Raw genomic sequence first — 12,139 nt, 5'->3', positions numbered from 1 at the left:
TTATCCTCTAAAACCTGGTGGAATTTGGCTGTCAGGCTGGGAAATCGCGTTAATGTCGCGTTTCACCGTGCCGCCCTGATTGGCGCGATTTATCTGGAGGCTTCGCGCCAGTTTTTGCTGCCATTGCACATGGTGGAACACTTTCCCTTCGGCTTGCCAGTAGGCAATAAACGCCGCCAGCTCTTCCGGCGCAACGGGGTGAGCAAGGGCGATGCCCCATAGCGCCGCAAGGCGTTGAAAATCCGCATCCGGTTGCCAGCCCGCATACATGGCAAATTTCCCCATAGGAACATTTACCGGTGCGGCGGCTGGCTCTTCATAGAACTGGTTATCCAGCGTGATATCACTGGCCGGACGCGCCAGACGTGACTCCAGCGCCAGCAATTCTGCCAGACGTTCGGGGGTAATGGCGTAAAACGCAGGGCTGTTATTGGCAAAAACAGCGACCGCGCCCCCTTCCGTTCGCGCCAGAACGCTTTCGTGATCGCGCATAAAATCATCAATGCCGATAACTGTAGAAGTCAGAATTCTGGAAGACATAGCGCGTTCTCAAACAGGGCAATAACAGAAAGACATTCTGCGAAGATTTTCGCAGACATAATGACACATAGTAACACAGTGGAGGCGTGGGGGAGCAGAGACGAAAAAGCCGGGTTGCCCCGGCTGTGTGTTTTCCCAATGGTGCTGGCTGCCGGATCTTTGGCTAATGCCCGTCCGGCTTAGTATTACGCGATGATGTTTAACGTAACATCGACGTTGCCACGAGTGGCGTTAGAATAAGGGCAGACAATATGGGCGGCATCGACCAGTTTCTTCGCCTCTGCGGCATCCATTCCTTCCAGGTGGATATTGAGTTTGACCTCAATCCCAAACCCGGTCGGTAGCGGACCGATACCCACTTCTGCTTCGATAAAGGCGTCTTTTGCAATTGCGATCTTGTCGCGACCAGAGACGAACTTCATCGCACCCAGGAAGCAGGCTGAATAACCTGCGGCAAACAGTTGCTCCGGGTTGGTGACTTCACCGCCTGCGCCACCCATCTCTTTCGGTAAACCCAGTTTGACGTCCAGTACGCCGTCAGAAGAGGTTGCGCGACCTTCACGACCACCGGTGGCTTTGGCTTTGGCGGTATAAATCACTTTTTCTAAAGACATAACAGGTTCCTTTTCATAATTGTCGTTTACTATAAAATAGCACGCTATATATATGGTCGCATAAAACCGTCCACAGTCGGGCTTATGCTTGCTGAAACTGTTGGCGCAATACTTCGAGCTGCTGTTTTAGCTCCATCAGATGCTTGTGGTCACAATCGAACGAGCACATGACCGCATTCGGTATCGCTTTTGCCTGTTGTTGCAATTCCCGACCTGCCTCGCTCAGGGTAATGACGACCTGGCGTTCATCCTGGCGGGAACGTTGGCGAATAATAAACCCGGCGCTTTCCAGCCGCTTCAACAGCGGGGTAAGTGTTGCCGAATCCAGAAATAAGCGTTCACCAATCTCCGACACCGTGACGTCATCTTGTTCCCACAACACCAGCATCACCAGGTATTGCGGGTAGGTCAGATTCATCGGTGCCAGTAACTGCCGATACAGCTTATGCAGCGCCAGGTTTGTTGAGTACAACGCAAAACAAAACTGGTTATCTAACGCGAGCTGCGCATTCGCGGGTTCAGTTGATTTCGTTTTCATGTTTCTGAATATAGATAGTGCACGATTTAATTGCAAGTTATTTTTTAGGGGCAGATATAACGCAGTACAACTTGTACCGCCATCCGGCGATAATGCTGACGTTGTTGCTGTTGATCTTCATCCGCCTCGAAGAGCATGGAAAACGAATAACTATTGGCAACGTAATGAAAACTAAAGCTACTGATCAGTCGATGCAGGTCGCGCGCGCAGACACTTTGGTTGAATAGCTGCTTTTGCTGACCACGACGCAAAATATCTTCCAGCAGCGTCAGGGCGCTGAGGTTGACATCCCGCAGCCAGGCCGATTGCTGAATGAAGCGGCCGCGTTGCATGTTCTCCATGCAGATGATGCGAATAAAATCGGGGTGGTCGGCGTGGTAATCGAAGCTACTTTCTACTAACTGTACCAGCGCCTCGACAGGCGGCAGGGTGGCGAGTTCGAGGGATTTTTCGTTGGCGCGAATAGCGGCATAAACATACTCGATAACCTGCAAATACAGGTTTTCTTTGGTTTTATAGTGGTACACCACCATGCGCTTTGTGGTGCCGGCTTTTTCAGCGATTTGCTCCATGCGGGCGCCATTGAGCCCATATTCCGCAAACAGTGTAATCGCGCTGAGGAAAATTTTGTCCTTCACTCGGGTATCGTCAAAACTGTCCGGTGAATAAATGCCATGGTGTTCCACATCCGCTCCTCGTCAGTCACAATCGGTTCGGGGGATTATCACCATGGCAAAGAAATAACTCAAATTTCACACGCGCGGGCGTTTGCGGTAGATCCACAGGCCGGGGATAGACAGGCCGATTGAGAGCGCGCCGACAATCGACGACGCTTTGAGAAAATTGGTCAGCAAAAGAATCATCAGGTCTTCGTTATAACCGAGGTGACTGATCTTTACGGCGGAGATCATTGCGGTATAGGCTGATATCCCCGGAAACATGGGGATTACTGCGGCAACCGTAAAGACTTTTGGATGCGCGAGATACCAGCGTGACCAGTGAATCCCAATACTGCCGACCAACATCGAGGCGATAAATGTCGACCACTCGATGTTAAAGCCCCAGGAGACCATGGCGAAGCGCGTACCGTGACCAATTGCGCCGAGCAGAGCGCACCAGGGCAGGGCGCGATGCGGAACGTTAAACACCATTGCAAAGCCTACGGCCGGAATGGCAGCCAGCAACATGTCTTGTATCAGATTAAGCAAAAACCAGATTACATCCATCCGCGCAGCCCCCACATGGTCATAGCCAAAACGACACCAATACAGGTAGCGAGTGTTAACAGACTGGCGATAGCCCAGCGTGCGAGGCCAGTATTGATATGGCCTTTAAACATATCTGCGACGGAATTAATCAACGGGAAGCCGGGGACCAGCAATAAGACACTTGCAGCCATAGCGACCGTAGGCGTATGCAGGAAAACCGGTAGCGTGAGCATAAGCCCGGAAATGGTGGTCGCCACGAATGCGGTGATGCAGAAATTGATTTGCGGGTGCATATGACGGTTCGCCAGCAGCAGTCGGACGTACATCGCCATACTGCTGGCGCAGAACGTGATAAACGCGCCATCCCAGCCGCCATTGTTAAGCCGACAAAAACAGGCGCAGGACAGGCCAACCATCACCGTGACCAGCCAGCGTGGGTAACGAAGGGGTTTTACCTGAGAAAAACGCTTTTCGACATCTTTGGCGTCCAGCAATTTATGTTCTGTCATGATGACAATATGCTGAACCTCAGTCACCACATGCATATTGATGCCGCGATCGCTGTTTTTTCGGGTCGATGTCAGGCACTGGCCATCTTTAATGGTGGTCAGCACAATGGCGTTTGATGAGATGGAGCTTTCGACGCTATCCATGCCCAGCGCCAGTCCGAGGCGCGTGGATAATTCATCTACCAGTGCGCTTTCCGCACCGTGTTGCAATAAAAAAAGGCCGCATTGGATACACAAACGTGTAATGGCGCGTTGTGATGACTGGTCTTCTTGCATGATAGCCCTGGTAATGTTGCACAAGGTCCACAAGGCGTGGCACGAAAAGGTAATTTTTAGCACAGGAGGCCCTGTGTATGGCGTGGTGATAGATCAAGATTCGCGCAATAAATCACAAAATGGTGCGGTTTTGCTGCTCGCTGGCAGGATTGTGCGCCGTTTTTAGAAAGGGGAAGGGAAACCTACGCCACGTGAGAGATAAAAAGATAGATTCATTTTTCTGGTGTATTTATTTTCAATAAATATATATTTTGTGATTAATTAATTTATGTTTCTCTTTTTATCTTCTACAGAGTACGTAGCAGGTATCATTATTGGCTTGTTAGATATATTGACACCCCATTAAGCTGTTTTTATAATCACTAATTGTTACAACCGAATATTGACAAACACTCTCGTCATATTTTCATTTTATATTTATTAATGGGTGGTATCCGCTGACACGGTGGTTGGCGTTATTAGTAAATATTCACATAACTTATTTTATAAGGCTCGCGAATGGATGCGGAGGTTACATGTTATCGAGAAGCTGTAAATATGGGATAGTTGTCAGTAAAATTCCCGTAATGACTGTTGGGCTGGGGGACATTCTGGAACGTCATTTCCCCGAATATGAATTAACTTTTTGCCGCTCTTTAGAAGAGATAACACTATTACAGTTACGCCGCGCCTCTCTGGTCATCGCAGATCTTTCTGGTGAGCAGCGTCAGATGCGCAATGCCTGTGAACAATATTATTCCCTTCTTTCTCAATACACTGATATCCATTGGATATTCTTTGTTTCACGTACGATTTATCCTATGGCCGTTGAATTACTGATGCGACCTTGTAGCACCTTACTTTCAGACAGAGAACCGGTGGACGGTGTTATTAATGCTATTCGCGCTGGTGATGAAAGTGCAGAAAGAATTAGCCAGACTTTATTATCAGCAGATTTCTTTGACGCAGATGAGGCTGTAAATAAGCTGGAGTCATTAACGCTTTCTGAGCGAAAGGTATTCCGTCTGTTGGGTAAAGGGTGGGGTATTAATCAAATTGCGATGCTACTTAAAAAAAGCAATAAAACAATTAGCGCGCAAAAAAACAGTGCCATGCGTCGGCTGTCATTACGGAGTAATGCGGAAATGTATGCATGGATTAATAGTGCGCAGGGGGCTAAAGAGCTGAATCTTGTGTCGGCGTATGGAGAGCAATCAGAATGGAAATCAGTGCCGGGAAAAAGCATGTTGCCGTCATCGAGAGATGCATGATGAGTGAGGCTGGCCTGCGCCATCTGTTCGCATCGCCAGCCATGAAATCATATCACTTTCATTTTTTTAACAGTCACAAAGCATTTGTTGAAGCGCAGAAAAAGACGCCTTTCTTTTCAGTTATTTATTCGCTATCGAGTATGCGAGAGCTCCGACGGGAATGTCTGCTTTGCTTGCATGCGTTGTCACTGACAAACCCTGGCATCCAGCGGATCGTACTGGCGGATGACGATCGCGAAGCGCGCCTTGTCAGCCGTCTTTCTCCGTCACGATTGCATGGCGTTTTAAGTAAATCAGCTTCGTTACCCATTTTACTTGGGCACATTTGTACCCTGTTGGGGGAGACCCGCCGTGTCAATGAAAACGTGGTCAATCACTGGTATGTCAGCCAGAACCGCACGTTGAGTCCGACTGAGCGCGCCATTTTGCAATGTATGACGCGTGGTTTGTCGATGCCGGAGATAGCCGTACATCTGGAGCGCAACATTAAGACCATCCGGGCGCATAAATTTAACGCCATGGCTAAATTAGGGGTGAATTCCGATGTGGGGCTGCTGAATGCGGCAGATATTTTAACCTGGGTTCCTGCCGCAGCAGCATTAAAAGGGGCTCAATCCTTAGCATAACCCGTTTACTCAGTGCCAGGTTCGCCTGGCACTGCCTTGATTACTCACAAACATCAATCCATTTTGCGTCTGTTAATTGCGCCATGCGCTCCGGGGAAATACGCACTGCGCTATGGATGGCACCCGCTGCCGGAAGTACTTCCTCGTAGTGTTTCAATGAAACATCACAATAAACAGCCAACGGGTTTTCCAGCCCGAACGGACAGACACCGCCAACCGGATGGCCGGTAAGGGTGACCACTTCATCACTACTGAGCATTCTCGCTTTCGCACCGAAGGTGGACTTCAGTTTTTTGTTGTCCAGGCGGGCATCGCCTTTTGCGACAACTAACACCACGTCGTTTTTGATTTTGAGAGATAACGTTTTGGCTATCTGACCGGGTTCAACATTATGGGCAGCGGCAGCCAGTGCGACGGTTGCGGTACTTTGGTTGAGCTCGATGATGTCAATATCGGGGGCGTGTTCGGCAAAAAATTGCCTGACAGACTGCAAACTCATTTTCTTCTCCTGAACATAACCTTCAATAATCTGTCACAACCCTGTGATCCCTGTAAATATCTTGTCAAAACAATCCCGTTACCACGCGTTTCACGATCACCTTCACAATCGTGGAAACCGGTTTCAGTAACCGGTTGCAGTGTTTTTCATCGGGGTTAATACTGATTTTGTCACTTCCTCTGTCCCGATAATCAATAAGAGCCGTCTATGAAACGTATCCTGCTTCGCTGTAATGCTGGTTCGTTAGCCAGCATGGTCTTAAACCCTACAAATGGATTGCTGCACGGCAGAACATTCGCTGTTGCGCTGAATTATATAGACTGACAGGAGAGCCGCTATGTCTGCCAACCATGCAGTGTTTAACGTGATTTTTCGCTTCATCGAAAACTACGTCAGCCCTATAGCCGGGCGGATTTCTTCCCAGCGTCATGTCATGGCCATCCGTGATGGTTTCATTTCGGCCATGCCGTTTATGATAGTCGGTTCTTTCCTGCTGGTCTTCGCCTATCCGCCGTTTTCGCCTGACACGACGTGGGGCTTCGCCCGTGCGTGGCTCGATCTGGCAAAGCAGTATGAAGGGCGTATCCTGACGCCGTTCGACATGACGATGGGCATTATGTCTATCTACATCTGTGCGGCCATCGCCTATAACCTGGGCAAGCATTATGTGAAGTCGCATCAGCTCGATCCCTTTATGTGCGCCATGCTGTCGCTGATGGCCTTTTTACTGGTTGCGGCACCCAAAACCAACGGCACATTACCGGTAGATAGCCTGGGGGGAACCGGGATTTTTACCGCGATTCTGGTCGCCGTGTACTGTGTGGAGATGATGCGTTTCCTCAAGGCGCACAATATCGGCATCCGCTTGCCGGATCAGGTGCCGCCGATGATCAAAAACTCATTTGACCTGTTGATTCCGGTGCTGGTGGTTGTGTTGACGCTCTATCCGCTGAGTCTTCTTATTCAGTCACATTTCAATGTATTAATTCCGCAAGCCATTATGGCGCTCTTTAAGCCACTGGTGTCGGCTGCGGATTCACTGCCTGCGATTTTACTGGCGGTGCTAATCGGACATTTACTGTGGTTTGCCGGGATTCATGGAGCGGCGATTGTGTCTGGCATGCTGCAAATGTTCTGGCTGACTAACCTGGGGCTGAACCAGACGGCACTTGCGCAGGGGGCGCCGTTACCGCACATCTTTATGGAGGCCTTCTGGACATTCTTTATCGTTATTGGGGGGTCCGGTGCAACCATGGGGCTGGTGTTCTGCTATCTGCGCAGCCGCTCGGTGCATCTACGCTCCATTGGCCGTTTGAGTATTGTCCCCAGTATGTTCAATATTAACGAGCCGGTTATTTTCGGTACGCCGATTGTCATGAACCCGGTGTTCTTTATTCCTTTCCTTCTGGCGCCGTTAGTGAACGCCATTATTGCCTGGGCGGCGATGAAAATGGATCTGATTGGACGCGTGATTTCTGTCGTTCCGTGGACCGCTCCTGCACCTATTGGCGGGGCGTGGGCGCTGGGCTGGGATTTCCGTGCCGCCGTGCTTGTCGTTATCCTCGCGGTTATCTCCGCCATCATTTACTACCCGTTCTTTAAAGTGTACGAGAAACAGTTACTGGAACAGGAAGCGGAAGAGGCGCAACGCGCAGAAGAAGGCCAGCAAGTGGCCTAAATAAAAGCAAAAAGGCAACGAACGTTGCCTTTTTAGTATTTACGTTCTCTCCCTGTGGCAGAGGGCCGGGGTGAGAGCATCAAGCCGCACAACTTCACAAGCGTGAGGTATCTGGTCGCATGACGCTATTTTTTTAGTGTGCAGTCTCCGCATTGCTGGACATCCGGCAAGCGATATCGCTGGCAGCAAGTACGTCTGACCAGCGCACCATCACGGGTGACGACAGTCCGCCATAAAGGGTTGTCGTTACCGCTCGAAAGCTGCTTCTCGAAGAAGCAGAACTGGCGCAGCGCGGTGACCCGTTCATCGCCCAGCAAAGGCTTCATTTCGCCCAGACACCAGTTAATCAGATAACCCGTATTGCTCCAGATAAGCTTACCGTTGATCTCGTCGGTCGCTTCCAGTGCCGCTACGACGGGGGCCATCGCCCGAACGATTAATGCCTCAATACGCGGGATGTCACCCTGCGCCGTCAGAGCCTCATCCCGCTCTACATCCATCCAGAAGCAGGCGGCACGGCCAGTTTCATGAAATTCGACATGCAGATGCTCCGGGGAAAGATCCAGCGCAATTTTTTGCGTTAATAAGGCTACCAGCAGCGGCGGCACCATCAGGCCGAGGTACCACTGTGCCCATAATGACAGAAGCGGTTTGCCTTCATACGGCAGCGTCGGCTGCTTTTGGTAGATATGGTTTGTGTAAGTTGTCAGCAGTGATTGCAGATGATCCGGTCGCGCCCATTCCGCCAGCGTTAGCGCCTGTTGTGGCGGAAGTTCGTTCAGCTTGATGAAATCGAGAAGATGAGGGCGCAGGCGAGCAAGGATATCGCGCACCTCATTCGCCAGGGTGTCGCTCTCAGTAAAAAGCCTCGCCTGACGGATCACAAATTCATTAACGGGTGCGTAACGATAAGCCATAGTGTCAGAAAGATAGAAATCTAAATGATAATGATTTCCAATCCTAGCCAGAGGCCAGGCCTATAGCAAGATGTTTATCGTAAAGTCAGCCTGGACAGGCCGAATTATGCGACCTGGACCTGTAAGTCGCTGCTGACGAGAATACTGTTCCGTCCCTGGTGTTTGGCTTCGTACAGTGCTTTATCTGCTTTATCGAGTGCGTCTTCAATGTCGCCATCTTCCAGCGGGGCAATGCCAATGCTCACAGTGACGTTCGTCGCGACACTCTCATTAAACATATGGGGGATCTTCAGGTCGTAAACATGCTGACGAATCCGTTCCGCTGCAAGACGAGCACGTTCCAGGTCAACGCTGTTTAATAAGATCAGGAATTCTTCGCCGCCAAAGCGGGCGACAATATCTCTGGATCGCACGGCATTACGAATGGCGGCAGAAACGCGAATTAACGCCTGATCACCCATCATATGACCGTAGTGATCGTTGTAGGCTTTGAAGTGGTCGATATCCAGCAGTAGGACAAAACGCGTACCGTCATCAAGTGCCAGCAGATTATCGAGCTTGTTTTGCAGACCACGTCGGTTGTAGAGCCCTGTAAGCGGATCCAGCATACTTAAATCGTTCAGCGTTTTGCGCTCCTGCATCAGGCGATACATCAAAGCCTGTGAGAAGTTGTCGTTACGCTTTTGAATCACATGCTGAATAGCAATCCCGATCATCGGCAGCGCAAAAGCGTAGACAATCCGCAATGTTATTTCACCGCTGCTTAACAAGACGCACCCCATGAAAGCAGGTAAAGAGTGCAGCATAAATGCGATGATATTATTAGAGAAAGCGAGTGAGCCAATAAATAAAACACTTAATAGGGCGATAAGTAGATAGGTTGAACCATTATCTCCTAATGCTGCGGATTTAATAATGATATCCCACGCCCACATACAGCCAAATAAAAACGAGATCAGCGTTATATTTATTTTCTTTTTTGGAAATTTCCAGTGACCGAACAAGCCAGCAAGGCTTGAGCCCAGGATCAGGCATACGGGCAATGTAAACGCATGCAGGTTATAAAGTGGCAGTGCGATAGAAAAAAGAGCCGAGATGGTATTAAGTAGCAAGAAGAGTCGCACGGATAAGCGATATTTCTTGTTACAAAGGGATTGCCAGGAGTGTGGTGTCATATTTAAAAAAGTCGTTATTAATCTGCAATGTATAATTGAACTGGTTGCCAAACTGAAAAATAACGCGAAGAAAGATTACCGCGAAAAAAGCAATTTTTTAGATTTAATTAAGTGGTGCTTAATTTATCACCTTCGTGAATCCCTGTCACCAGAAGATGCGTAAAGTTCATACCGATTCGCTAAGGTATGCTGACAAATGAGAAAACCTATCATATGATATTGGTTATCATTATCGTTGTGAGAGTCTAAAGCATGTTGCAACGCGCACTGGGTAGTGGATGGGCTATCTTGTTGTCAGGGGTTATCGTCGCGGTGATGGCCTTTGCGGATCTTTCCGTGGGTGCCTGGCGCTCGGTGATTGTCATTGGCTTGTTGCTAACGTCCGCGATGCTTTATCACAAAAGATTACGTCATTTTGTTTTGCTGCCGTCAGGGATTGCGCTTGTCGGGGGGATAATGCTGGTGATGCTGAATTTGAAGCTGATGATGTAACAGGGAGGTCATACAGGGAGGCTGTAAGATATTTGGTGCGAGGGGGGGGACTCGAACCCCCACATCCTAAGGACACTAACACCTGAAGCTAGCGCGTCTACCAATTCCGCCACCTTCGCACATCTATCTTACTGTTTTGATATCGCCTCGTTGGTGCGAGGGGGGGGACTCGAACCCCCACATCCAAAGGACACTAACACCTGAAGCTAGCGCGTCTACCAATTCCGCCACCTTCGCCCGGTGAGAGCAATATCAACGTGGATTATGGTGCGAGGGGGGGGACTCGAACCCCCACATCCAAAGGACACTAACACCTGAAGCTAGCGCGTCTACCAATTCCGCCACCTTCGCATACCATCGATACCCAATAAGTATCGTTACCACGGAGGCGCATTCTAGATGTTTTCCAGGTTTCGTCAATAGTTAATTGCGTGTCGATTTTATAACTGCTTTAAAAACCAACACCTGGAATTTGCTGCGGAATTGCCCGGTAACGAAATGCTACCGGGCCGGAAAAGATCAGCGTTTTGCCTGACGAGTCATCACGGTACGGTAGACTTTAAAACGCCCTGTTTGCGCGATCACTTCGTGGAAACCAAAGGTTTCGTCCAGCACCGCCGGGTAGGGCAGGAAGGCGTTAGCGACGATACGCAGCTCGCCGCCACTGTTCAGATGACGCACCGCGCCGCGAATCAGCGTTTGCGCGGCTTCCAGGCTGGTTTGCAGGCCATCGTGGAAAGGCGGGTTTGAGATGATCATATCGAAACGGCCCGTCACCTCAGAAAAGACATTGCTGGCAAAAACGTCACCTTCAAAGCCATTCGCCGCGAGGGTTGCTCGGCTGGCTTCAATAGCCGGCGCCGAGACATCGCATAGGGTCAGACGTACTTTCGGCGAGTGGCTGGCCAGTACGGCTGCCAGTACACCCGCGCCACAGCCCACATCCAGTACCTTGCCCTTAGTATGCGGGGTCAGCGTTGAGAGCAACAACTGGCTACCCACATCCAGACCGTCGCGGCTAAAGACGCCCGGCAGCGTTTTAATAGACAACCCGTCCAGGTGGTATTCATCCCAGAATGCCTGAGCATCAAACGTTGGTTGTTTTTCCAGACGTCCATGATAAAGCCCGCAGCGACGCGCACTGTCGACTTTGTTCAGCGGCGCAAACTCCGCCAGCATTTGTTCCGCACTGCGAACACCGCTGCGGTTTTCGCCAACAACAAAAATATCCGTGCCAACCGGCAGCAGCGACAGCAGATTCATTAACTGAAACTGTGCTTCCGGCTTATTCTTCGGCCAGTAGTAAATCAGTGTATCGCTCTCGCCAGTGGCAGCCTTGTCAAGCGTAAGCCCGAAAACGGCCTTGTCACCCATCTGACGGCTGAGTGTCTGCCACTGATGGTACTGTTGAGTCCAGGCGCGGCTTTCAACCGACTCCAGCCTTGCAGGCAGGTCATCCTGTAAATCACCGGCAAAAAGAATGCGGCTCTGTTCGAAATCGTCACTGTGGCGCAGCAAGACTTCACTTGCCGGAGTTAAAGCAGACATGAATGGTTCCTCATTAAACTTAGGCGGGGATTATACACGTTATCCTTCACGCTGCCTCTTTGTTGGCTGCGTCTTCGTACCCCGGTCACTTACTTGTGTAAGCTCCCGGGGATACTCATCCTTGCCGCCTCGACGCATCATGAATGATTTTGTGTATGACAACGTTATCCTTCGCGCTGCCTCTTTGTTGGCTGCGTCTTCGTACCCCGGTCACTTACTTGTGTAAGCTCCCGGGGATACTCATCCTTGCCGCCTCGACGCATCATGAA

The 12,139-nt window shown here is 50.1% G+C and carries 14 protein-coding genes and 3 tRNA genes; 4 read left to right on the top strand and 13 right to left on the bottom strand.

The features are described 5' to 3' along the window. The 6 genes from dnaT to ABIB59_RS19530 all read right to left on the bottom strand — a co-directional run bounded on the left by dnaT (position 1) and on the right by ABIB59_RS19530 (position 3,685). Complete coding sequence (gene dnaT, locus ABIB59_RS19555; protein ID WP_071193578.1) at positions 1 to 540, bottom strand: primosomal protein DnaT; 540 nt, start codon at positions 538 to 540, stop codon at positions 1 to 3. A gap of 185 nt (positions 541 to 725) precedes the next feature. Continuing rightward, entirely contained in the window at positions 726 to 1,154 is a 429-nt protein-coding gene (locus ABIB59_RS19550) for an organic hydroperoxide resistance protein (protein WP_039078233.1), read from the bottom strand. 82 nt (positions 1,155 to 1,236) lie between these two features. After that, positions 1,237 to 1,692 (bottom strand): MarR family winged helix-turn-helix transcriptional regulator, encoded by a 456-nt coding sequence (locus ABIB59_RS19545; RefSeq protein ID WP_039078234.1) that lies wholly within the window; start codon positions 1,690 to 1,692, stop codon positions 1,237 to 1,239. Between the two features lie 44 nt (positions 1,693 to 1,736). Then, positions 1,737 to 2,378, bottom strand: a complete 642-nt coding sequence (locus tag ABIB59_RS19540) for a TetR/AcrR family transcriptional regulator (protein ID WP_071193580.1) — start codon at positions 2,376 to 2,378, stop codon at positions 1,737 to 1,739. A 66-nt stretch (positions 2,379 to 2,444) separates the two neighbouring features. After that, positions 2,445 to 2,918, bottom strand: a complete 474-nt coding sequence (locus ABIB59_RS19535) for a threonine/serine exporter (protein ID WP_039078235.1) — start codon at positions 2,916 to 2,918, stop codon at positions 2,445 to 2,447. After that, complete coding sequence (locus tag ABIB59_RS19530; RefSeq protein WP_039078236.1) at positions 2,909 to 3,685, bottom strand: threonine/serine exporter family protein; 777 nt, start codon at positions 3,683 to 3,685, stop codon at positions 2,909 to 2,911. Before ABIB59_RS19530 ends, ABIB59_RS19535 begins: the two co-directional genes overlap by 10 nt. A gap of 515 nt (positions 3,686 to 4,200) precedes the next feature. Here ABIB59_RS19530 and ABIB59_RS19525 point away from each other — a divergent pair. Continuing rightward, positions 4,201 to 4,935, top strand: coding sequence for a helix-turn-helix transcriptional regulator (locus ABIB59_RS19525; RefSeq protein WP_039078238.1), 735 nt, complete (start codon positions 4,201 to 4,203; stop codon positions 4,933 to 4,935). Continuing rightward, positions 4,935 to 5,561, top strand: coding sequence for a DNA-binding transcriptional activator BglJ (gene bglJ, locus ABIB59_RS19520; RefSeq protein ID WP_039078239.1), 627 nt, complete (start codon positions 4,935 to 4,937; stop codon positions 5,559 to 5,561). The genes ABIB59_RS19525 and bglJ overlap by 1 nt, the downstream gene beginning before the upstream one ends. Positions 5,562 to 5,601: 40 nt before the next feature. Here bglJ and ABIB59_RS19515 read toward each other — a convergent pair whose 3' ends face one another. Then, entirely contained in the window at positions 5,602 to 6,060 is a 459-nt protein-coding gene (locus ABIB59_RS19515) for a YbaK/EbsC family protein (RefSeq protein ID WP_039078240.1), read from the bottom strand. A gap of 337 nt (positions 6,061 to 6,397) precedes the next feature. On the opposite strand from ABIB59_RS19515, the gene ABIB59_RS19510 reads away from it, so the two are divergent. Then, positions 6,398 to 7,738 carry a PTS sugar transporter subunit IIC gene (locus ABIB59_RS19510; RefSeq protein WP_071193582.1) on the top strand — a complete coding sequence of 447 codons (1,341 nt, stop codon included), beginning with the start codon at positions 6,398 to 6,400 and terminating at the stop codon, positions 7,736 to 7,738. A 125-nt stretch (positions 7,739 to 7,863) separates the two neighbouring features. Here ABIB59_RS19510 and fhuF read toward each other — a convergent pair whose 3' ends face one another. Both fhuF and ABIB59_RS19500 read right to left on the bottom strand, forming a co-directional pair. Next, on the bottom strand, positions 7,864 to 8,655 hold the full coding sequence (gene fhuF, locus ABIB59_RS19505; protein WP_169039966.1) for a siderophore-iron reductase FhuF: 792 nt from the start codon (positions 8,653 to 8,655) through the stop codon (positions 7,864 to 7,866). A gap of 104 nt (positions 8,656 to 8,759) precedes the next feature. Further along, complete coding sequence (locus ABIB59_RS19500) at positions 8,760 to 9,830, bottom strand: GGDEF domain-containing protein (protein ID WP_165159782.1); 1,071 nt, start codon at positions 9,828 to 9,830, stop codon at positions 8,760 to 8,762. Positions 9,831 to 10,082: 252 nt separating this feature from the next. On the opposite strand from ABIB59_RS19500, the gene ABIB59_RS19495 reads away from it, so the two are divergent. Next, a complete protein-coding gene (locus tag ABIB59_RS19495; protein ID WP_039078244.1) occupies positions 10,083 to 10,322 on the top strand; it encodes a DUF1435 domain-containing protein in 240 nt (79 codons plus the stop codon). Between the two features lie 33 nt (positions 10,323 to 10,355). Here the strand turns inward: ABIB59_RS19495 and ABIB59_RS19490 are convergent. The 4 genes from ABIB59_RS19490 to rsmC all read right to left on the bottom strand — a co-directional run bounded on the left by ABIB59_RS19490 (position 10,356) and on the right by rsmC (position 11,870). Beyond that, a tRNA-Leu gene (locus tag ABIB59_RS19490) sits at positions 10,356 to 10,441 on the bottom strand. Positions 10,442 to 10,473: 32 nt separating this feature from the next. Continuing rightward, a tRNA-Leu gene (locus tag ABIB59_RS19485) sits at positions 10,474 to 10,559 on the bottom strand. Between the two features lie 28 nt (positions 10,560 to 10,587). Continuing rightward, positions 10,588 to 10,673 (bottom strand) — tRNA-Leu (locus ABIB59_RS19480). 168 nt (positions 10,674 to 10,841) lie between these two features. Then, positions 10,842 to 11,870 (bottom strand): 16S rRNA (guanine(1207)-N(2))-methyltransferase RsmC, encoded by a 1,029-nt coding sequence (gene rsmC / locus ABIB59_RS19475; RefSeq protein WP_079497306.1) that lies wholly within the window; start codon positions 11,868 to 11,870, stop codon positions 10,842 to 10,844. Positions 11,871 to 12,139 lie beyond the last annotated feature (269 nt).

Source organism: Citrobacter sp. UYEF32 (assembly GCF_040546205.1).
Taxonomy (GTDB): domain Bacteria; phylum Pseudomonadota; class Gammaproteobacteria; order Enterobacterales; family Enterobacteriaceae; genus Phytobacter; species Phytobacter diazotrophicus.
Note: the sequence above shows the minus strand (reverse complement) of the source record. Positions and strands in the feature narration are given on the sequence as shown.